This is a genomic window from Candidatus Pantoea communis (genome assembly GCF_011752685.1).
Taxonomy (GTDB): Bacteria; Pseudomonadota; Gammaproteobacteria; order Enterobacterales; family Enterobacteriaceae; genus Pantoea; species Pantoea communis.
Genome location: NZ_VWXC01000001.1, coordinates 465,025 through 484,493, shown reverse-complemented (window position 1 = coordinate 484,493; position 19,469 = coordinate 465,025). Strand labels below are relative to the sequence as shown.

Annotated in this window: 20 protein-coding genes and 3 tRNA genes; 8 read left to right on the top strand and 15 right to left on the bottom strand. The window is 52.4% G+C overall.

Annotated elements, in window-relative coordinates; translation table 11 throughout:
• The first annotated feature begins 16 nt into the window (after window positions 1–16).
• Window positions 17–433, top strand: a complete 417-nt coding sequence (sufE, locus tag F3J37_RS02535) for a cysteine desulfuration protein SufE (RefSeq protein ID WP_038647304.1) — start codon at window positions 17–19, stop codon at window positions 431–433.
• A 61-nt stretch (window positions 434–494) separates the two neighbouring features.
• Window positions 495–1,532 carry a L,D-transpeptidase family protein gene (locus tag F3J37_RS02530; protein WP_058959750.1) on the top strand — a complete coding sequence of 346 codons (1,038 nt, stop codon included), beginning with the start codon at window positions 495–497 and terminating at the stop codon, window positions 1,530–1,532.
• Window positions 1,533–1,601: 69 nt separating this feature from the next.
• Here the strand turns inward: F3J37_RS02530 and F3J37_RS02525 are convergent, their stop codons facing one another.
• The 6 genes from F3J37_RS02525 to F3J37_RS02500 all read right to left on the bottom strand — a co-directional run bounded on the left by F3J37_RS02525 (window position 1,602) and on the right by F3J37_RS02500 (window position 5,674).
• Window positions 1,602–1,838: a major outer membrane lipoprotein gene (locus F3J37_RS02525; RefSeq protein ID WP_007374746.1), complete on the bottom strand. Its 237-nt coding sequence runs from the start codon at window positions 1,836–1,838 to the stop codon at window positions 1,602–1,604.
• A gap of 305 nt (window positions 1,839–2,143) precedes the next feature.
• Entirely contained in the window at window positions 2,144–3,556 is a 1,413-nt protein-coding gene (gene pykF / locus F3J37_RS02520) for a pyruvate kinase PykF (protein WP_034821670.1), read from the bottom strand.
• A 344-nt stretch (window positions 3,557–3,900) separates the two neighbouring features.
• Window positions 3,901–3,977, bottom strand: a tRNA-Val gene (locus F3J37_RS02515).
• A gap of 12 nt (window positions 3,978–3,989) precedes the next feature.
• Window positions 3,990–4,066 (bottom strand) — tRNA-Val (locus F3J37_RS02510).
• Between the two features lie 3 nt (window positions 4,067–4,069).
• Window positions 4,070–4,146 (bottom strand) — tRNA-Val (locus F3J37_RS02505).
• A gap of 154 nt (window positions 4,147–4,300) precedes the next feature.
• Window positions 4,301–5,674 (bottom strand): MATE family efflux transporter, encoded by a 1,374-nt coding sequence (locus F3J37_RS02500; RefSeq protein ID WP_166931619.1) that lies wholly within the window; start codon window positions 5,672–5,674, stop codon window positions 4,301–4,303.
• Between the two features lie 198 nt (window positions 5,675–5,872).
• Here F3J37_RS02500 and F3J37_RS02495 point away from each other — a divergent pair, with 198 nt between their 5' ends.
• Complete coding sequence (locus F3J37_RS02495) at window positions 5,873–6,523, top strand: riboflavin synthase (RefSeq protein ID WP_034821656.1); 651 nt, start codon at window positions 5,873–5,875, stop codon at window positions 6,521–6,523.
• A 48-nt stretch (window positions 6,524–6,571) separates the two neighbouring features.
• Here F3J37_RS02495 and cfa read toward each other — a convergent pair whose 3' ends face one another.
• Window positions 6,572–7,720, bottom strand: a complete 1,149-nt coding sequence (cfa, locus tag F3J37_RS02490; RefSeq protein ID WP_166931616.1) for a cyclopropane fatty acyl phospholipid synthase — start codon at window positions 7,718–7,720, stop codon at window positions 6,572–6,574.
• A gap of 309 nt (window positions 7,721–8,029) precedes the next feature.
• Window positions 8,030–9,232, bottom strand: coding sequence for a purine nucleoside transporter PunC (gene punC, locus F3J37_RS02485; protein WP_166931613.1), 1,203 nt, complete (start codon window positions 9,230–9,232; stop codon window positions 8,030–8,032).
• A gap of 108 nt (window positions 9,233–9,340) precedes the next feature.
• On the opposite strand from punC, the gene punR reads away from it, so the two are divergent.
• Window positions 9,341–10,252: a DNA-binding transcriptional activator PunR gene (punR, locus tag F3J37_RS02480; RefSeq protein ID WP_166931610.1), complete on the top strand. Its 912-nt coding sequence runs from the start codon at window positions 9,341–9,343 to the stop codon at window positions 10,250–10,252.
• On the opposite strand, the gene purR is transcribed toward punR, so the two are convergent.
• Entirely contained in the window at window positions 10,249–11,274 is a 1,026-nt protein-coding gene (gene purR / locus F3J37_RS02475) for an HTH-type transcriptional repressor PurR (RefSeq protein ID WP_166931607.1), read from the bottom strand. The two genes, punR and purR, sit on opposite strands and share 4 nt — an antisense overlap.
• 275 nt (window positions 11,275–11,549) lie before the next feature.
• Between purR and cydH the strand changes: the two genes are divergently transcribed.
• Window positions 11,550–11,639, top strand: coding sequence for a cytochrome bd-I oxidase subunit CydH (gene cydH / locus F3J37_RS02470; protein ID WP_097119278.1), 90 nt, complete (start codon window positions 11,550–11,552; stop codon window positions 11,637–11,639).
• Between the two features lie 85 nt (window positions 11,640–11,724).
• Here cydH and F3J37_RS02465 read toward each other — a convergent pair whose 3' ends face one another.
• Entirely contained in the window at window positions 11,725–12,510 is a 786-nt protein-coding gene (locus tag F3J37_RS02465; RefSeq protein WP_045834204.1) for a C40 family peptidase, read from the bottom strand.
• 363 nt (window positions 12,511–12,873) lie between these two features.
• On the opposite strand from F3J37_RS02465, the gene F3J37_RS02460 reads away from it, so the two are divergent.
• A complete protein-coding gene (locus F3J37_RS02460) occupies window positions 12,874–13,209 on the top strand; it encodes a Grx4 family monothiol glutaredoxin (RefSeq protein ID WP_176505800.1) in 336 nt (111 codons plus the stop codon).
• Window positions 13,210–13,275: 66 nt separating this feature from the next.
• On the opposite strand, the gene rnt is transcribed toward F3J37_RS02460, so the two are convergent.
• From rnt to eptA, 5 genes are all read right to left on the bottom strand, one after another.
• On the bottom strand, window positions 13,276–13,944 hold the full coding sequence (gene rnt / locus F3J37_RS02455) for a ribonuclease T (protein WP_045813980.1): 669 nt from the start codon (window positions 13,942–13,944) through the stop codon (window positions 13,276–13,278).
• Window positions 13,945–14,052: 108 nt separating this feature from the next.
• Window positions 14,053–14,460: a lactoylglutathione lyase gene (gene gloA, locus F3J37_RS02450; RefSeq protein WP_034821634.1), complete on the bottom strand. Its 408-nt coding sequence runs from the start codon at window positions 14,458–14,460 to the stop codon at window positions 14,053–14,055.
• A gap of 109 nt (window positions 14,461–14,569) precedes the next feature.
• On the bottom strand, window positions 14,570–15,667 hold the full coding sequence (locus tag F3J37_RS02445) for an alkene reductase (protein WP_058959756.1): 1,098 nt from the start codon (window positions 15,665–15,667) through the stop codon (window positions 14,570–14,572).
• 50 nt (window positions 15,668–15,717) lie between these two features.
• Complete coding sequence (locus tag F3J37_RS02440; protein ID WP_166931604.1) at window positions 15,718–16,314, bottom strand: TetR/AcrR family transcriptional regulator; 597 nt, start codon at window positions 16,312–16,314, stop codon at window positions 15,718–15,720.
• Between the two features lie 39 nt (window positions 16,315–16,353).
• A complete protein-coding gene (gene eptA, locus F3J37_RS02435) occupies window positions 16,354–17,991 on the bottom strand; it encodes a phosphoethanolamine transferase EptA (protein ID WP_166931601.1) in 1,638 nt (545 codons plus the stop codon).
• Between the two features lie 227 nt (window positions 17,992–18,218).
• On the opposite strand from eptA, the gene F3J37_RS02430 reads away from it, so the two are divergent.
• Together F3J37_RS02430 and F3J37_RS02425 are read left to right on the top strand one after the other, a co-directional pair.
• A complete protein-coding gene (locus tag F3J37_RS02430) occupies window positions 18,219–18,458 on the top strand; it encodes a DUF1289 domain-containing protein (RefSeq protein ID WP_034821614.1) in 240 nt (79 codons plus the stop codon).
• A 72-nt stretch (window positions 18,459–18,530) separates the two neighbouring features.
• Window positions 18,531–19,427, top strand: a complete 897-nt coding sequence (locus F3J37_RS02425) for an aldo/keto reductase (RefSeq protein WP_166931598.1) — start codon at window positions 18,531–18,533, stop codon at window positions 19,425–19,427.
• The last annotated feature ends 42 nt before the right edge of the window (window positions 19,428–19,469 follow it).

Sequence of the window (19,469 nt, the reverse complement as noted above, 5' to 3'; positions counted from 1 at the left end):
ATTTCAGGAGTTATCCATGGCGAATTTGCCAGAAAAAGAGAAGCTGGTGCGCAACTTTAACCGTTGCGCAAACTGGGAAGAGAAGTATCTCTACATCATTGAACTCGGTGCGAAATTACCAGAATCCTCTGAAAGCTTACAGCAGCCAGAGTATGTGATTTCGGGTTGTCAGAGTCAGGTGTGGATCCGCATGACCCCACAAGCTGATGGCACCATCGCCTTTGAAGGCGACAGTGATGCCGCCATTGTTAAAGGTTTGATTGCGGTAGTATTTAGCCTCTATCAGGGCTTGCAAGCGCAGGAGATTCTCGCGCTGGATGTCGGTCATTGGTTCGCAGAATTAGAGTTGACTCAACACCTCACTCCTACACGTTCTCAAGGATTGGAAGCGATGATTCGCGCGATCCGTCATAACGCTCAAAGCCTCAGCTAAGTTACACTCTCCAGACCCCGGCATGACCGGGGTCTGTTCCATCCGACAAAGAGAAAATTGCATGAAACCAGCGTTACGTTTAGCCGGTGCATTGCTGTTGTCCTGCTTCGGACTTTCTGCACCTGCATTTGCAACGGAATATCCCCTGCCAGCCGATAACAGCCGTTTAATTGGCGAGAATACCCTGACCACTGTCCCTGACGACAAACGGCCCTTAGAGAGCATTGCAGCGCATTATAAGATTGGGATGCTCGGCATGCTGGAGGCCAATCCTGGCGTCGATCCCTGGCTGCCCAAAGCGGGGACGCAACTGACGGTTCCATTACAAATGCTGCTGCCTGATGCACCCCGTGAAGGTATCGTCATTAACCTTGCGGAACTACGTCTCTACTATTATCCGAAAGGGGAGAATCGCGTGGTGGTGTATCCGATCGGTATTGGCCAGTTGGGCGCCGCGACACCAAGTATGGTCACCAGCATCAGCCAGAAAATCCCCAATCCCACCTGGACGCCTACCGTCAATATCCGCAAACGCTACGCGAAAGAGGGCATTACCTTACCGGGTGTCGTTCCGGCCGGGCCAGACAACCCGATGGGCTTGTTTGCGATGCGTCTGGCGCGCGGTACCGGCCAGTATTTGATTCACGGCACCAACGCCGATTTCGGTATTGGGATGCGTGTGAGCTCGGGCTGTATTCGTTTGCGTCCGGATGATATCGAAGCGCTGTTCAACAGCGTGCCAAAGGGAACGAGGGTGCAGATCGTTAACGAGCCGATCAAGTATGCGGTGGAACCGGATGGCAAGCGTTACGTTGAGGTGCATCAGCCGTTGTCGCGCAATGAGAAGGACGATCCGCAAACCATGCCAATTGCGTTGACTGCGAAATCTAAGGCATTTATCAATAGTCAGAAGAGTGATACCGCACTGATCAAAGAGGCGATGGCGCGTCGTTCAGGGATGCCTGTACTGGTGAGCAGCGGCGAACCCGTCACGCAGGACACGGTGTTGCCGGATGTGCTGCAAACACAGCAGAGTGGCGCTGGGGCAGGACAAGCGACCATTAGCCAGGCAATGGGTGAGAGTGGCGCTAAACCCTGATTCAGGAAGGACCAAAATCAGGACAAAAAAAATGGTGCCACATGGGCACCATTTTTCAAACCAGAACTCTTACTTACGGTAAGAGTGAGCCTGGTTGTCCAGACGCTGGTTAGCGCGAGCTGCGTCATCTTTAGCAGCCTGAACGTCAGAACGGATTGCGTTCACGTCGTTGCTCAGCTGGTCAACTTTAGCGTTCAGAGTCTGAACGTCTGAAGACAGCTGGTCGATTTTAGCGTTGCTTGAGCAACCAGCCAGCAGAGTTGAACCCAGAATTACCGCGCCCAGTACCAGTTTAGTACGATTCATTATTAATACCCTCTAGAATTGAGTTAATCTCCATGTAGCGTTACAAGTATTACACAAAGCTTTTTGAGTTGAGAATAAATTTTTGATGAGAACATGCTTAAATTTGATCGTTCGCTCAAAGAAGCAGCGTTTCGCAGAAGATGATGAAAATATTTAGCTAAAACAGAGAGATTTAATCGGACTAACCTTAATTGTGCGGGATATTGAATAGTTATTATCGATTGGAAAAATCTGGATTTTGTATTAGCGCAAGAATAAAAAAAGCGCCCCGAAAAGGCGCTTTTAAATAAAACTTCAGGCAAAAATCAGAGTACGTGGACTGAAGCGGTGTTGGTCGTGCCACTTGGAACCAGTGCACCTGATACCATCACCACAACGTCGCCTTTCTGTGCATAGCCACTTTCCAGCGCCATTTCCTTGCCAATACGGTAGAAATCATCCGTTGAGGCAATTTCAGTCACCAGACGCGTCTCCACGCCTTTGCTCAGAATCAGCTGGCGTGCGGTGGTCGCATTGGTGGTCAGCGCCAGAATGGTGGCGTCCGGGAAGTACTTACGAATCGCTTTAGCAGACTTACCGCCTTCGGTCGCCACCACAATCACTGGGGCTTCCAGCTTTTCTGCTGTTTCCACTGCGCCACGGCAAACCGCTTCGGTGATGCGCAGTTTGCGTGAATCCTGCAGCTCGCCAATGCGAGATTTCATTACGCGGTCGGTACGCTCACAGATAGTGGCCATGATGGTCACAGATTCCAGCGGGTAACGACCCTTAGCACTTTCACCCGACAGCATAACCGCATCAGTACCATCAAGGATGGCGTTCGCCACGTCGCCTGCTTCCGCGCGGGTAGGGCGTGGGTTCTTGATCATCGAATCCAGCATCTGCGTCGCGGTGATGACCACTTTGCGTGCTTTATTACATTTCTTGATCATCATCTTCTGCGCGAAGATCACTTCTTCAACCGGGATCTCAACACCCAGGTCACCACGTGCAACCATGATGCCGTCAGAGGCTTCCAGAATCTCGTCGAAGTTGTTCAGGCCTTCCTGGTTTTCGATTTTAGAGATGATCTGGATGTGCTCGCCGCCGTGGGCTTTCAGGTGCTCGCGAATCTCCAGTACATCCGAACGTTTACGGATAAAGGAAGCCGCGACGAAATCAACGCCTTGCTCGCAACCGAAGATCAGGTCACGTTTGTCTTTTTCAGCCAGCGCTGGCAACTGGATAGAAACACCTGGCAGGTTAACGCCTTTGTTTTCACCGAGGTCACCGTTGTTCAGCACATTACAGACGACCGTGTTTTCTGTCACTTCAGTAACCTGCATACCAATCAGGCCATCATCGACCAACACGGTGTTGCCGATTTTCAGGTCTTCGGTGAAGCCTGCATAGGTCACAGCAACACGTTCGCTGTTACCAATCACTGACTGATCGGTGGTGAAAGTGAAAGTCTGGCCGGCTTTTAATGAAACATCGTTGCCGCCTTCCAGTTTCATGGTACGAATTTCAGGACCTTTGGTGTCCAGCAGAATCGCGGCCTGACGACCGGTTTTTTCCATGACGGCACGCATGTTAGTGATGCGCTGACCATGTTCGGCATAATCCCCGTGTGAGAAGTTCAGGCGCATGACGTTCATGCCCGCTTCCAGCAGTTGAGTCAGCATCTCTTCAGATTCGGTTTTCGGACCGATAGTACAAACAATCTTGGTCTTTTTCATGTCAGGTTTTCTGTAAGTTGTGATGGATGATAGAGGTCGGGATTCGCGGCGTTTGGCAGCGAAGTGAAAATGTGTATGGTGTTGGTTTGGATCGTACAGGAGTAAGAATAGGTGACAGAGGCTAAGCGTGCAGAGAAGTTATGCAGTACGCGAGGGAACTGGCAGAGCAGTGTTGCGCAAATCATTTGAGTTGTTGGCATAGGCACGTTAGCGCTGAAACCTTTCAGGTGGACAACGCGGCATAGTATAGACGCTAAGTATGCGAAAACCAATATAAAAGCTGAGAGAGAAAACGATACAGATCAAGGAAAGGGGTGTTGCGCAAAGGGAGAGAAAACAAAGAGTGGTGCGCTCTAATGGACTCGAACCATCGACCCCCACCATGTCAAGGTGGTGCTCTAACCAACTGAGCTAAGAGCGCATTTTAGAAATTTGGTGCGTCCGAGTGGACTCGAACCACCGACCCCCACCATGTCAAGGTGGTGCTCTAACCAACTGAGCTACGGACGCACTTGGTGCGCTCTAATGGACTCGAACCATCGACCCCCACCATGTCAAGGTGGTGCTCTAACCAACTGAGCTAAGAGCGCAACATGCTGTCAGGGCGACAGCGGGGACGAATATTAACGGCAGGCCGCGATGCTGGCAAGGGAAAAAATGATTTTCCATGACGACTGACCAGCATCTGTGCGACCCGCTGTTTTTTTAGGCATTGCGGGGGCAAATAACGGCCTGTTCAGCGACTTAGCGGGCCGCGCGCGCCAAAATTATCTGCGCCGGCAAACGTTGCAACCGAAGAATACGCCAAATCATCATCACGGCAGCAGACGTCAGGCCGACAATAAATCCGCACCAGAATCCCGCCGGACCGAGTTGCGGTACCACCCAGTCGGTCAGCGCCAGAATATAACCCACCGGTAAACCCAGTACCCAATAGGCAATCAGGGTGATAAAGAAGATGGAGCGCGTATCTTTGTAGCCGCGCAGAATCCCGCTACCAATGACCTGAATGGAATCTGAGAACTGATAGATGGCAGCGAGCAGCATCAGTTGGGCGGCCAGCGTAATCACTTCTGGATTGGCGGTATACAGTGCGGCGATATGTTCACGGAAGGTGATGGTGAAGATCGCTGTGATAGCGGCCATGCTGATACCGACACCTTGTCCCGTCCATGCCGCCACGCGCGCCTGTTCCGTTGAGCCCTGCCCAAGACGATAGCCCACGCGGATGGTGGTCGCGACACCGAGTGACAGTGGCAGAACGAACATCAGCGAACTGAAATTGAGCGCAATCTGATGACCCGCGACTTTGACGATCCCCAGCGGAGAGACCAGCAGTGCCACCACCGCAAACAAGGTGACCTCAAAGAACAGTGCCAGCGCCACCGGTAACCCGAGGGTAAACAGCCGAGACAAGATGACGCGTGAGGGCGGTGACCAGCGGCTGTTCATGCGAATATCGCGCATGCTTGCCATGCGTTTCAGCCAGAAACGCATCACCATAAACATCACCCAGTAAACCGAAGCGGTGGCGACACCACAGCCTACGCCCCCGAGTGCGGGCATACCGAAATGACCGTAAATAAAGACGTAGTTCAGGGGAATGTTAACCAGCAAACCTAAAAAGCCCAGCAGCATGGCTGGCTTGGTTTTTGATAAACCTTCGCACTGATTACGCGCCACCTGGAAGAACAGGTAGCCGGGCGCACCCCACAGTAATGCATGGAGATAGCCTTCGGCTTTAGCCGCCAGTTGCGGATCGATATCGTGCATGGCATGAATCAAATAGCCGGCATTCCACAACACCACAATGATCAGAAATGCGACGGCCAGTGCCAGCCAGTAACCCTGACGCACTTGTTCCGCGATGCGTTCGCGGCGTCCTGAACCGTTGAATTGCGCAACGGTGGGCGTCAACGCCAGCAGAAGACCATGACCAAACAGAATGGCGGGAAGCCAGATAGAGGTGCCGACAGCAACGGCGGCCATATCCGTGGCGCTCACCGCACCGGCCATAATGGTATCCACAAAACCCATCGCCGTCTGAGCCACCTGAGCAAGGATGACCGGGATCGCGAGGGCCAGCAATTGACGCGCTTCTGTTAAATACTTCTGCACGTAACACCTGCTTAAATTAAGAAGAGAAGAGGGGAGATATCCCCAAAGAATGCGCGGCTAGTGTAGCGGTAGCGCTGCGTTCCACCAAACTTTGATCGCATTTTGTTAAGTTAATTGTGTAAAGTTTGAACTCCGGCAAATTAAACCGCGCTGCTCAAGCTGTGATAAACTGACACAAACTTCGCAGAGGCTGAGAGTATGTTTACTGGAATTGTGCAGGGCACGGCCGAAATTATCGCCGTAGAAGAAAAAGAGTTGTTTCGTACCCATATCGTACGTCTGCCGGAAGAACTTTTACCGGGATTAGCGTTGGGCGCCTCGGTGGCGCACAACGGCTGCTGCCTGACGGTGACGGCGATTGAGGGCGATCGCGTGAGCTTCGACCTTATCAAAGAAACCCTACGCATTACCAACCTTGGTGAATTAGCGGTGGGCGATGTGGTGAATATTGAGCGCGCGGCGAAGTTCAGTGACGAAATTGGCGGACATTTAATGTCTGGCCATATTATGACCACGGCAGAAATCTGCAAAATCATCCAGTCTGAAAATAACCGTGAAGTGTGGTTTAAATTACAGGATGCTTCTCAGATCAAATATATCCTGCATAAAGGTTTCGTCGGTATCGATGGCATCAGCCTGACCGTGGGTGACGTCACTAAAAGCAAATTCTGTGTGCACCTGATTCCGGAAACGCTGGAGCGCACCACGCTGGGTGCGAAAAAACTGGGGCACAAAGTGAACATTGAGATCGATCCCCATACTCAGGCGATTGTCGAGACGGTGGAACGCGTTTTGGCCCAACGTGAAGCCGCGGCTATCGCGCTGGCGCAAGCCGCAGACGCTGAGTAATCCAATAAAAAAAGGCGCCGCGGCGCCTTTTTAAATTCTCATCTTTGATTACCGTGCAACGCGTAAACCACCTTCTTTACCGCGACTGAATACCACCTGCCACAATTGGATGTCACGCGCGCGGAAAGCGCCGGCGCAAGCATTGAGATAATAACTAAACATCCGTTTGAAGCGATCGCCGTATTTTTCTTCCAGTTGCGGCCAGGTCTTCTGGAATCGTTCATGCCATGCCATCAGGGTGGTGTCATAATCCGCACCAAAATTATGCCAGTCTTCCATAATAAAATGCTTCTCGCTGGCATCAGCAATTTGACGCACAGACGGTAAACACCCGTTGGGGAAGATATATTTATCAATCCAGGGATCCACATTCATATCGGTGGTGATGGCACCAATGGTGTGCAGTAAAAATATGCCGTCTGGTTTGAGATTGCGATCGGCAACGTCAAAATAAGTGGCATAGTTTTTCGGCCCCACGTGTTCGAACATGCCGACGGATACAATGCGATCGAACTGCAAATTCAAATCACGGTAATCCTGCAGCAAAATAGTCACGTCCAGCCCTTCACAGCGCTGCTGGGCTAACTTCTGCTGCTCAGCCGAGATGGTGACGCCATGCACTTTTACGCCATAATTGCGCGCGGCAAATTCAGCCAGTCCGCCCCAGCCGCAGCCGATATCCAGCAACGTCATGCCGGGCTCAAGCTGCAATTTACGGCAGATCATATCCAGCTTGGCATACTGAGCCTGTTCCAGTGTTTCAGCGTCTTTCCAGTAACCGCAGGAGTACTGCATAAAGGGGTCGAGCATCAGTGAAAAAAGATCGTTACCGAGATCGTAATGTTCTTTCCCGACAATCCAGGCGCGTTTCTTAGACTGTAAATTGGTTAAACGCGCGGCCGCAATACGCAAGGTATCTTTAAAATGACGCGGGAGTTGTTTATCCAGATGCTGTAGCAGAACGCGATGGAAAAAGACATCCAATTGTTCGCAATCCCACCAGCCATCCATATAACTTTCACCCAGACCTAGCGATCCTTCCTGCAAAACACGTTTAAAAAAATCCGGATGCTTGACCTGAATATCCCAGGGGCGTGTGCCATTGACCGCAACATCAGCGCGTTCCAGTAATTCGTTGACGATGCGAAACCAGTGGTTTTCTTCAAGGCTCACTTCTTCTATACACGATGAACTCATAGCTTCTCCATCACCCTTCCGATTTGAACCTGTGGAAATAATAGTCAATTTCCTAAGGCCTGTGAGAGATCTCACGGAAAATCCGTGCGCCAGATATCCGACGTTTTACAGAGGTATGAATCTGAATAGAAATGTCTGGCACCAATCAGGAGAGGAAGATCGTGCAGACGCCATCCCAGCGACAGAGTCGCTTAAAATTAATGCAATTATGTTATTGATTTGTTGCAGAAATGCTGACCCACTGAGTATATGCTCACGTGGGTCAATATTCAACGAGTTATCGTTAGTTTGCTAACGATAATCGTTGCATCAGTGATTATCTTCGCAGGGACGGGAGGTGTGAGCAATATCACTTTGTGCGTTTAAGCTGCGTTGCCAGATGAAGCCAGCCCAGGCCAGCACCACAGTGGCGACCATCACCAGTGTGGTGTTGTAGAGCGCCTGTTGTAATCCGGCAGAGACCAACAGGCTGGCGATAAAGCACAAACCCAGTTGCAGCAGATTTTGCAAACCTGCGGCTTTGCCCGTGGCGTGCGGAAAAGGCGCTAATGCGCTGGAAACCACAATCGGGTAAATGGCGCCATTGGCCAGTGCCATGCCACAGAAAGGCAGCAACAGAGCAATCAACGAAGGCGCAGGCAGCATCGCGACGACAAACAGACTTAATATGCTCAGGCTGTAAAGCACTAACAGCCACGGCAGCAGTTGCGATCCTTGATATCGGCTCAGCATCGCGCGGCAACCAAAGCCACCAATCAAAAATGCGATGGTTTGCGGAATATAGCTCAGACCAATATCGGCGGGAGTTAAACCCGCAGACGCCAGGATAAACGGCGAACCGGTTAGCCAGGCAAAGAAACTGGCAGAACAGGCAGAGTAGATCAGCACGTTGCCGCTGTAGACACGCGTGGAGAGCAGATTCAGCCAGTCGGGTTGCGGAGCATTATCTGCTTTGGCTTTTTTAGGCGCAGCAAGCTGCAGCGTGCCGATGACCAGCAGCACGGCAATAATCGTCAGCACGACAAAGATACTGCGCCAGTGGAAATGGCCCATCAGCCATGCACCTAACAAAGGTGCCAGCGCAGGAGAAAGGGCAACCAGTGGCATTATGGTAGCAAAAACTTTATTGGCCTGGGCTTTGGGGTAGCGATCGACCACCAGTGCCTGCCAGCTGACCGCGGCGGCGCACACGCCAACCGCCTGCACAAAGCGCAGCGCCAGCATCATATTGACGTCCGTCACCCATACCATCCCTAGGCAACCCAGGGCGAAAATCGTCAAACCTGCCAATAAAATGGGTTTACGTCCAAAGCGATCTGACAACGGTCCCCAGAATACCTGGGCGCAGGCAAAACCACCGAGAAACAGACTGAGGCTGGCGCTGATGGTGCCCGGCGCGGTGGCGAAGTCACGCTGCATATCGCCAAAGGCAGGCAGATACATATCCGTAGCGAGGAAGCCGAGCATGCTGAGCACGGCAAGATAGGGCATAAATCCTTTTGACGACAACATAGTAATTCTCATTGGCAGATTGAACGTCGGGGAGTGTAAAAGAGTGCGTCATTCTTTGTGAAACGCTAATATTTGCGCAGTGCTATTAAAATTTTTGAAGGCAAAAGTATGTGGTCTGAGTATGCGCTGGAAGTAGTGGACGCCGTCGCGCGCAATGGCAGTTTCAGCGCAGCGGCGCAGGAATTACATCGCGTGCCCTCTGCCGTCAGCTATACGGTGCGTCAGCTGGAAACCTGGCTGGCCGTGCCGTTGTTTGAGCGTCAGCACCGTGAGGTGGTGTTAACCCCGGCGGGCGAGCATTTTGTGCGGGAGGGGCGATCTGTTATCAAAAAAATGCTGGCAACCCGCAGGCAGTGCCAGCAACTGGCGAATGGCTGGCGCGGACAGCTCAGTATTGCCGTGGATTGCATTGTAAAACCCCAGCGTACCCGACAACTGGTAAAGGATTTTTACCGTCATTTCCCGGATATGGAATTGATCATCAGCTACGAGGTATTTAACGGTGTATGGGATGCCTTAGCGGACGGGCGGGTCGATGTGGCGATTGGCGCCACCCAGGCGATCCCGGTGGGTGGACGTTTTGCCTTTCAGGATATGGGTGCTCTAAACTGGCGTTGTGTGGTCAGTCCTGATCATCCTCTGGCCGCGAGTGCCGATCTCAACGAAGAAGCGCTGCGTGCCTGGCCATCGCTGGTACTGGAAGATACCTCTCGCGCATTACCACGACGCATGACCTGGACATTGGATAATCAGCGGCGTTTAGTGGTGCCAGAGTGGGAAACAGGGATGGATTGTTTGCAGGCGGGATTGTGCGTGGGCATGGTGCCGGGCCACCTGGCGCGGCCATTATTGGATAGGGGGGCGTTGGTCGAGCTATCACTGCCGCAGCCGTTTCCGGAAAGTCCCTGCTGCGTCAGTTGGTCAGAACAGCGTGCGTCACCCGCGCTGGAGTGGTTACTCGCCTATCTTGGCGATGCTGAAACGCTGAACCACGAGTGGCTCAGCGAAAATCAGCTTTAACGGCGGTAATCACGGAATGGACCGTCCGCCACGGAGCGACGCTCAATCAGTGTAGGCTGGACCTCAATGGTTTGCGGCTCTTCGCGTTTGCTGGTGATGCGATCCAGCAGCATTTCCAGCGCTTTTTTGCCCAACTCCGCTTTCGGCTGGTGAACTGTGGTGAGCGCAGGGGTGAAGTAGCGCGCGTTGCGCACGTTATCATAGCCAATCACGGAGATGTCCTGCGGCACGCGCAGTCCCATCTCATCGGCGGCACAGATCGCGCCCATCGCCATGATATCGCCCCCGCAGAACACGGCGGTCGGACGCTGTTTCTGATTAAGGATCTGCTGCATCGCCTGATAACCCGATTCTGGCTCGAAGTCGCCCTGAACAACCCATTCCGGCCGCACGGTCACACCGCCTTCGCTCATCGCCTGCAGGAAGCCCGCATGGCGCCCGCCGCCGGTGTTGCGCTCCATTTGACCCGGAATCGCACCGATATCTCGGTGACCGCGCTCGATAAGGTAGCGTCCAGCCAGGTAACCCCCCTGGAAGGCGTTATCCTGTACGGTATCGGTGAAGTCGCCGCGAGAGGCGCCCCAGTCCATCACGACCATCGGAATGTTGCGGTTCTCTTCCAGCATCTGCAGCAAATCGTCAGGATACTCTGAGCACATGACTAACAGACCATCCACACGCTTTTGCGCCATCATCGACAGGTAAGCGCGCTGCTTTTGCAAATCGTTATGTGCGTTGCCCAGAATCAAGGTATAGCCGCGTTCGAAACAGTGGTTCTCAACCGCTTCGATAATTTCGGCAAAGTAGGGCGCTTCGCTGGAAGTGGCTAACAGTCCCAGCGTTTTGGTGTGATTCACCTTCAAACTACGCGCAACGGCGCTCGGCGAATAGTGCAGCTCTTTAATCGCTTCCCATACGGCGTTACGCGTTTCCTCTGCAACAAAACGCGTTTTGTTGATGACATGCGAAACGGTGGTGGTAGATACACCCGCGCGTTTCGCTACATCTTTAATTGTTGCCATGAAAAAGGTACTCCCCGGCTTATCGCAACTTACTGATAAGTATTTTGTTAAACGTTTGCGTCTGCGAAGGGTTTTATGCCCTAAAGGGGGGGGCAAATCTGCCGTTTCAGGCAGGGAAAATCACTTCAGCAGGCTGTAAATACAGCATGCGCAAAAATCAGTTGCGCAACGAAAGGCGGCGATTCTAGCAAGCCAGCGCGGATAAGACGAGATTTTTGCCCACCGCTGTGCGAAAATTGTTTTAACCCTAATAAATGTGTGACTAAGGAGTAGTGATGAGTACAGATTTAAAGCTGGCGCTAATGACCACGGTTGGCGCACTGTTGATGATTATTGCGTTTAGCTTCACCGCCATTCTTCATTAATTCAAAGCGCATCAATAAAAAAAGCCGGCACTGATTAAGCGTCCGGCTTTTTTTGTGGCGAGAGCCACAGGATGTTGCGCAACAATTAGCGAATAGTTTTTGGAGTCATCATACGGCGCGCACCGACATAGTGTTTCTGCCAGTAGTCTTCGCCCAATGCGCTAATCTGAATGTCTTTACCGGTGCGGGGTGACTGAATAAATTTACCGTTGCCGAGGTAAACGCCCACATGATCGGCAGTCCCGCGATTATTGATGCGGAAGAATACCAAATCCCCTTTCTCCAGCATCTCACGCTTAATGGGCGCGGCATCGTGCAGGTGATACATCTCATTCGCCGTGCGTGGGAATTTGTATTTGACGAGATCTTTATAGGCATACCAGACCAAACCACTGCAATCGAAACCGGTATGGGGTGAGGTGCCACCCCACTGGTAAGGCTTGCCCAGTTGTCCCATCAACTTCGTCATCGCGGTTTCGCGTGCCTTTTGGTAGCGCAGGCGGTGGGATTTGCTCATCTTGATGCCAGTGAGTCCCTGAACTTCATCGTCCACATCCGGGGACTTTTTCGCGAGGCGTTGATGGCCATACTTTTTCAATGGCGACTTCAGCAGGGATTTTTTGCGGCTGGATTTGTTTAAGGCGGTTTCGGTTTTACTCTGCTTTTTCAGCTTGAGCTTCTGCACGGTGGTCAGGCGAGACTTTTTAGCCGTTGTTTTAACCGGGCGTCGCTTGCGGCGCTCATCTTCGCGCGCACTTTTTTTCTCGGCGTTATGCAAACTGGCATTAATCGGGGCATGCTGCGAAGCAGAAGCCACGTTAAAAAACAGTTGCGCAAAAGCCAGTATGAAAAGCGTAATCAGTAAACGCATAGTCCGGTACAGGTTAAGCAGTCTGGCAAAAAGCAGGCTGCGGCAGAGTAAGAGAAATCTGATCAACGATCAGCGCCGAAGCAATTCTAATCCACTTTTTTTCCAAAAGGTAAGGCCTTTTTCTATTAATCTGTTACCAGGTAGATAATGTCGCTAAATTGAGCGATTTCAGCTGTTTAACGCAGCGAAATTATTGCTAATTATTAATTTGTTCATGCTTATTAATGATATGAAAATGTTATCTGTACCCTCAGCACTTAACAAACATGGCGATCAGCTGGTCGGTAACGCAAAATCCCGTTTTCAGTGCGGGGCTGAAGTCGCTACAATAAACAAACACGAAGTGAAGTATTAAGGAAGGCAATAATGAGTACTGTTGAAAAAATTCAGCGCCAGATCGCAGAAAACCCGATTTTGTTATACATGAAAGGTTCCCCGAAACTGCCAAGCTGCGGTTTCTCTGCACAGGCTGTGCAGGCGCTTTCTGCCTGTGGCGAGCGCTTCGCGTATGTGGATATTCTGCAAAACCCGGATATCCGTGCAGAATTGCCAAAATACGCCAACTGGCCGACTTTCCCGCAATTGTGGGTGGATGGCGAGCTGGTCGGCGGTTGCGACATTATCGTTGAGATGTTCCAGCGTGGCGAATTGCAGCCGCTGGTAAAAGAAACCGCTGAGAAGTATAAAGAAGCGGAATAATTGCGAAGGCCGACACATGTCGGCCTTTTCTTTGCGCACTCATCCGGCAATCAGCCAATCAACCCATCAGGCAGAGGCATCGTCTTCAGTCTGTTCTTCACTGAAAGCCAGTGGCCAGCCCCCCAAACGTTTCCAGCGATTCACCAACTCACAGAACAGCGTGGCCGTTTGCTCGGTGTCGTACAGCGCGGAGTGCGCCTGCGTGCTATCAAACTCCATCCCCGCCGCTTTGCAGGCTTTTGCCAGCACCGTCTGTCCCAACACCAAACCGCTCAGTGCCGCGGTATCAAAGGTCGCAAAAGGATGGAAGGGATTACGCTTCAGGCTGGCGCGTTCGGCGGCGGCCATCACAAAGTTCAAATCGAAAGTCGCATTGTGCGCCACGATAATGGCGCGATTACAGCCATGATCTTTGGTGCCTTTGCGCACCATCTTGAAGATAGCATGCAGCGCTTCGTATTCGCTTACCGCGCCGCGTAAAGGGTTGGAGGGATCGATACCGGTAAACGCCAGCGCCGCAGGATTCAGGATCGCGCCTTCGAACGGCTCAACGTGAAAGTGCAGGGTTTCATCACGGTGTAACCAACCGTCCTCATCCATCTTGAGCGTGGTGGCCGCAATTTCCAGCAGTGCATCGGTTTGCGCGTTAAAGCCGGCGGTTTCGACGTCAATAACCACAGGATAAAAACCACGGAAGCGTTGATGAAGAGCGTTTAAGGCGTTCGATTCAGACATCAGGATCTCATAGCAAGAAATGGGGCAGCGCGCATTATGGCAAAAATTAAAGGAGGGTGCAGCAGGAGAGGGAAGTCAGCCTGCAAATTAGCAGACTGACTAACGGCATCAGTGACCGAGGCCGTGACCAGCATGTTTGTTTTCGATCAGCTCGATTTTGTAGCCATCGGGATCTTCAACAAAGGCAATAATGGTGGTGCCGCCTTTTACCGGACCGGCTTCACGCGTCACGTTGCCACCGACACTGCGGATGCGCTCGCAGGTCTCAGCGACGTTATCGACGCCCAGCGCGATATGACCATAAGCATTACCGAGGTCGTACTTGTCCACGCCCCAGTTGTAGGTCAGTTCGATCACCGCGCCTTCACTCTCTTCGGTGTAACCCACGAAAGCCAGGGTGTATTTGTATTCGGTGTTTTCGCTCTGACGCAGTACGCGCATGCCCAGCACACGGGTATAAAAATCGATAGAACGTTGCAGATCGCCAACGCGTAACATGGTGTGAAGTAAACGCATAACATCCTCTTTTGAAAAGTCATCAGGGAATGACAAAGACTAGCAAGTATAGCCAGTTAATGCCCTGAAGAAACAGCACTGCCGCACATCCGGTGCGGCAGCTTGATTCTTACAGGCTTGGATAATCCGTATAGCCTTCAGCGCCGCCGCCGTAGAAGCTTTCCGGGCGCTGTGGATTCAGCGGTGCGTCTTGCTGCAGACGCTCAACCAGATCCGGGTTAGCAATAAAGTCGCGACCAAAGGCCACGGCATCAATCAAGCCACGTGCAATCAGGTCGTCAGCTTTCTCAACGCTGTAAGCACCCGCACCGATAATTACGCCTGGGAACAGCGCACGCACTTTTGCACGGAAAGCATCGCTGTAAGGCTGGCCACCGGCCCAGTCTGGTTCAGACAGGTGCAGATACGCGAGACCACGCTGGCCCAGCTCGGAGATGTACCACAACGCGGCAGCTTCTTCATCGGCACCATTTTCCAGATTCTGGAAGGCTCCGATTGGCGAGATGCGAATGCCGATACGATCGGCAGACCAGTTAGCAATCGCCGCATCCACCACTTCCAGCGCGAATCGACCGCGTTTCTCAATCGAACCACCGTATTCATCGGTACGCTGGTTGGAACCCGGTGCCAGGAACTGGTGCATCAGGTAGCCGTGGGCAGAATGCAGCTCCAGCAGGTCGAAATCGGCTTCACGCGCGTTTGCCGCCGCCTGACCGAAATCTTTTACGATCTGCTGAATTTCCGCCACGCTCAATTCACGCGGCAGGGAGGTATCTTCACGGTAAACGGTGCCATCTTCAGCACGCAATGAGGTACGCGTGCCCGCAGCCAGAGCTGAAGGTGCAACAGGCGCTTTGCCTTCCGGCTGAACGCTGTTATGCGAGATACGGCCGGTGTGCCACAGTTGCACCGCGCTGTGACCTTTCGCCGCATGAATGCTTTCGTTGATCACTTTCCACGCGGCAATTTGCTGCTGAGTATGCAAACCCGGTGCACCAGCATAACCTTTCGCCTGGAAAGAGATCTGCGTTGCTTCAGTAATGATCAGACCGGCGCTGGCGCGCTGCTGATAATATTCTGCCATCAGCGGGGTTGGGATGTCGCCCGGCTCAATGCTGCGCAGACGCGTCAGCGGTGCCATAAATACACGGTTAGGTACGGTAATCGCGCCCACTTTGAGTGGGGAGAACAGCTGTTTACTCGCCATGATGACTCCTATAAGTAGACCGGTCGTCTAGAAACTGCGGTTTTTAAAAATCAGTGGCCATTCAGCCACTGTTCAATGGTTTCAAGTGCCAGGGTAATCGGGCCTGACTCTCGCGAAATTTTGCTTTGCAAACTGGCGCCTAACCACAACAGGTAACAGCGCTGTGCCAGTTGCTCGGGCGTTTGTCCACAAGGCAGCGGCTGTTCAGCGGCGACTTCGCTCAAACAGCGGGCATAAGTCGCGATCATGGCACTGGCACCATGCTGCAAGGCATCACGCATCGGTTCTGATAAATCGCAGACTTCCGCCGATAACTTCACACCCAAACAGCCCACGATATGGCCTTGCTCGATAAACAGCGTGGCGCCATAGCGGAAGTGTGCCAGCAAACGTTCCCGCGCTGACAAGCCCGGATGATTTAACTGCTGATCGACCTGCTGCAGGTAGTTAACGAAATAGCGTTCCAGCAACGCCACGCCAAAAGCTTCTTTGGAGCGGAAGTAGTGGTAAAACGATCCTTTTGGCACTTCCGCCAGCGCCAGCATTTCGCTCAGGCCCATGCCGGTAAAACCGCGTTGCAGACAAACCTGCTCGCCAGTAGCGAGCAGATGTTCACGGGTTTCGTTGCGTTGCACAGTCTTGTTCATGGGCCACACAGTATTAGACCAGTCGGTCTAATGCAAACCTTATCCGGCATTTTGGCACGATCTGATCATGTCCAGTTGCGGTTGGTACTCTTGCGTTTGGATGTTGAACATGCCCAAAACCGTATGGAAAAGATTGTCTTGCGACACTTTCTCACTCGCGGCCTGCTGGCGTAAACAGGTCTCGTTAATGTGGAACGCCGACGCATAGCCTGGTGACATCCACATCAACAGTGGGATATGTGTCTGCTGTGAGGGCGCAAACATATAAGGCGCACCGTGCAGATACATACCGTGTTCACCCAGTGATTCACCGTGGTCTGAGAGATAGACCAGCGCTACGTTGAAGCGATCGCTCAAAGCTTTGAGTTTATCAATGGTGCGGCTCACCATATCGTCGGTGTACAACAGAGAGTTATCATAGGTATTCACCAACGCCTGATGATCGCAATCCTGAATCTGGTTGCTATCGCAGGTTGGCGTGAAGCGACGGAATTCCGCCGGATAGCGCTGATAATAGGCTGGACCGTGGCTGCCCATTTGATGTAACACGATAATCCCGTCATTGTGCAGACTGTCCACATAGTTATCAAAACGATGCAGCAGAACATCATCGAGACAGAAACCATCGTGGCAATATTGCGACAAATTCCACTGCGTCATATCGGTGTGCGGCACGCGATCGCAGGCGCCTTTACAGCCGCCATCGTTTTCACGCCACAACACACTGACCCCGGCGTGGGCGAGAATATCTAACACGCCTTCCTGATGATGCGCCAGGTTGGCGTCGTAATGCTCTCGCGGCATGTTGGAGAACATACAGGGCACTGAAATGGCGGTCTCCGTGCCACAGGAACTGGCGTCGGGATAGTAGATAACCTGCTGTTTTTTCAGTTCAGGATTGGTTTCACGCGCATAGCCGCCAAGAGAGAAGTTCTCAGCACGTCCGGTTTCGCCGACCACTAATACCACCAGCGTTTTCTTCGGTTCCGCGGCGATCAGCGGGCCTTTTTTGGCATCCTGGCCAATTTTGACCAACGCCTGGCTGCCTTGCAGATAACGCTGATCAACGTAATGACCGGTGCCGCTGACAATATTGGCCGGGGTGATCATTTTCACCAGCCCTTTATTGTTGCGAATCAGCGAAGCGTAATCTTTGTAGAACAGCACCGCCATCAGTAGAATCAGCAAAATCGCACCCAGCGCCCCGGCCAGGCGTTGCAGCAGGCTCCACCACCAGCGTTGGCCCGTTTTAATGCGCACCATGCAGATGGCGGCGACGGGCACCAACCCCATCAAGATCATCCACACCACATAACCACTGCTGATCAGTGCTCCAGCTTCCTGAGCATCTGACTCAAACACGTTTTCGATCATGTTGGTGTCGATCACCGTACCGAAGCTGTGCATAAAGTAGTTAGCGGCGGCGCTGGCCAGCACCAACAGAATAAGCAGCGGCTTGCGAACATAGGGCCATGCCAGCAACGAGAAAATCAGATAGAACGCAGAGGCCAGCACCACCGGAATGCTGGCAGCAAACAGGTAATCGTGAAGGCGATCGTAAGGGATAATTTCCCACGCCCGCAGTAGAAACAGGGCGTTGAGCACGAGGGTAAAAAACAGGGCGGCAATCAGATTAAAACTGTTGGCATGGCACTGTAACTTGTTCGGGAATTTCATGAAAACTCAGTAGCAGGATGGAATGTGACAATCGTATGAATTCAATATGAGGAAAACCTTAACGCTTATTAAACAGTACCCAACCAAGGGTTTTTGCGCTGAGATCAATGGTAAATATCCATTTCCGTGGTGACGACTGGATGAAATCTGGGCGAACTACGTATACGCTTTGCACAATGTCACTAAGCTGTTATCAATATAAAGCTTATTGTTAAACCGGAGTGGATGTGGCCGAGCAATTAGAGTTCTTTCCTGTTCCCAGCCCGTGTCGCGGCATCTGTCAGAGTGATGCGCGCGGCTATTGTCGCGGCTGTCTGCGTAGCCGTGAGGAACGCTTTAACTGGATGAAGTTTACCGATGCGCAAAAACGTGATGTGTTGCGGTTATGTCGCCAACGCTGGCTGCGCCTGCATCGACAACAAAAAGTCGATGAGAATCATGATCCGGAACAACCCTCACTGTTTTAAGAAAACGATGATTTGCCTTTCCGTTATACTCCCAGCTTCGCTTTCCGCTTTCGCGTTCAAGGGAGTTTACCGATGTTACAACCGCAAACTATCGCCCCGCAGGGACCTCAATTCTCACCGCTGATCGTTGGCTACTGGCGCCTGCTGGAGTGGGGCATGACGCCGCAGCAGTTAGTGGCTTTTATCGAGCATCATCTGTCATTGGGCATCACCACTGTCGATCACGCCGATATTTATGGTAACTACGGTTGTGAAGCCGCTTTTGGCGAGGCGCTGCGTCTGGCGCCGGGGCTGCGTGAAAAATTGCAGATTGTCACCAAATGCGGCATTGCAACACGCGCCAAACCGGAACATAAAATTGGCCATTACATTACCGAGGCCAGCCACATCCTGCACAGTGCGGAAAATTCCCTGCGCTACTTCAACACCGATTATCTCGATCTGCTGCTGATTCATCGCCCGGATCCGTTAATGGATACAGATGAAATGGCCGAAGCCTTTATGGCACTGCATCAGAGCGGCAAAGTGCGTCACTTCGGCGTGTCGAACTTTACCGCTTCCCAGTTCACGCTGCTGCAATCTCGCCTGCCGTTTAGCCTGGTGACCAACCAACTGGAAATCTCACCGCTGGAACAGTCAACGCTGCTCGATGGCACGCTCGACCAGTGTCAGCAGGTGCGCATCCGCCCGATGGCATGGTCCTGTTTAGGCGGTGGACGTCTGTTTAACGATGCGCATTATCAGCCGCTGCGTGATGAGCTTGAGCAGGTCAAACAGGAAATCGGCGCGAGCAGCATTGAACAGGTGGTGTATGCATGGGTGATGAAATTGCCAAGCCGCCCACTGCCAATCATCGGATCCGGTAAAGCCACGCGCGTCAGCGAAGCGGCAGGCGCTTGCCAACTGACGCTCGATCGTCAGCAGTGGTTCCGCATTCGCAAAGCGGCACTCGGTTTTGATGTGCCCTGAAGCGTAAAACTACGTCAAATTACGGCAGCCTGGCCTATTCCG

What these genes read in the sequence shown, in the direction of transcription:
- sufE (WP_038647304.1), top strand. Translation starts at nt 17, where the DNA reads ATGGCGAATTTGCCAGAAAAAGAGAAGCTGGTGCGCAACTTTAACCGT.
- F3J37_RS02530 (WP_058959750.1), top strand. Translation starts at nt 495, where the DNA reads ATGAAACCAGCGTTACGTTTAGCCGGTGCATTGCTGTTGTCCTGCTTC.
- F3J37_RS02525 (WP_007374746.1), bottom strand. Translation starts at nt 1,838, where the DNA reads ATGAATCGTACTAAACTGGTACTGGGCGCGGTAATTCTGGGTTCAACT.
- pykF (WP_034821670.1), bottom strand. Translation starts at nt 3,556, where the DNA reads ATGAAAAAGACCAAGATTGTTTGTACTATCGGTCCGAAAACCGAATCT.
- F3J37_RS02495 (WP_034821656.1), top strand. Translation starts at nt 5,873, where the DNA reads ATGTTTACTGGAATTGTGCAGGGCACGGCCGAAATTATCGCCGTAGAA.
- cfa (WP_166931616.1), bottom strand. Translation starts at nt 7,720, where the DNA reads ATGAGTTCATCGTGTATAGAAGAAGTGAGCCTTGAAGAAAACCACTGG.
- punC (WP_166931613.1), bottom strand. Translation starts at nt 9,232, where the DNA reads ATGTTGTCGTCAAAAGGATTTATGCCCTATCTTGCCGTGCTCAGCATG.
- punR (WP_166931610.1), top strand. Translation starts at nt 9,341, where the DNA reads ATGTGGTCTGAGTATGCGCTGGAAGTAGTGGACGCCGTCGCGCGCAAT.
- purR (WP_166931607.1), bottom strand. Translation starts at nt 11,274, where the DNA reads ATGGCAACAATTAAAGATGTAGCGAAACGCGCGGGTGTATCTACCACC.
- cydH (WP_097119278.1), top strand. Translation starts at nt 11,550, where the DNA reads ATGAGTACAGATTTAAAGCTGGCGCTAATGACCACGGTTGGCGCACTG.
- F3J37_RS02465 (WP_045834204.1), bottom strand. Translation starts at nt 12,510, where the DNA reads ATGCGTTTACTGATTACGCTTTTCATACTGGCTTTTGCGCAACTGTTT.
- rnt (WP_045813980.1), bottom strand. Translation starts at nt 13,944, where the DNA reads ATGTCTGAATCGAACGCCTTAAACGCTCTTCATCAACGCTTCCGTGGT.
- gloA (WP_034821634.1), bottom strand. Translation starts at nt 14,460, where the DNA reads ATGCGTTTACTTCACACCATGTTACGCGTTGGCGATCTGCAACGTTCT.
- F3J37_RS02445 (WP_058959756.1), bottom strand. Translation starts at nt 15,667, where the DNA reads ATGGCGAGTAAACAGCTGTTCTCCCCACTCAAAGTGGGCGCGATTACC.
- F3J37_RS02440 (WP_166931604.1), bottom strand. Translation starts at nt 16,314, where the DNA reads ATGAACAAGACTGTGCAACGCAACGAAACCCGTGAACATCTGCTCGCT.
- eptA (WP_166931601.1), bottom strand. Translation starts at nt 17,991, where the DNA reads ATGAAATTCCCGAACAAGTTACAGTGCCATGCCAACAGTTTTAATCTG.
- F3J37_RS02425 (WP_166931598.1), top strand. Translation starts at nt 18,531, where the DNA reads ATGTTACAACCGCAAACTATCGCCCCGCAGGGACCTCAATTCTCACCG.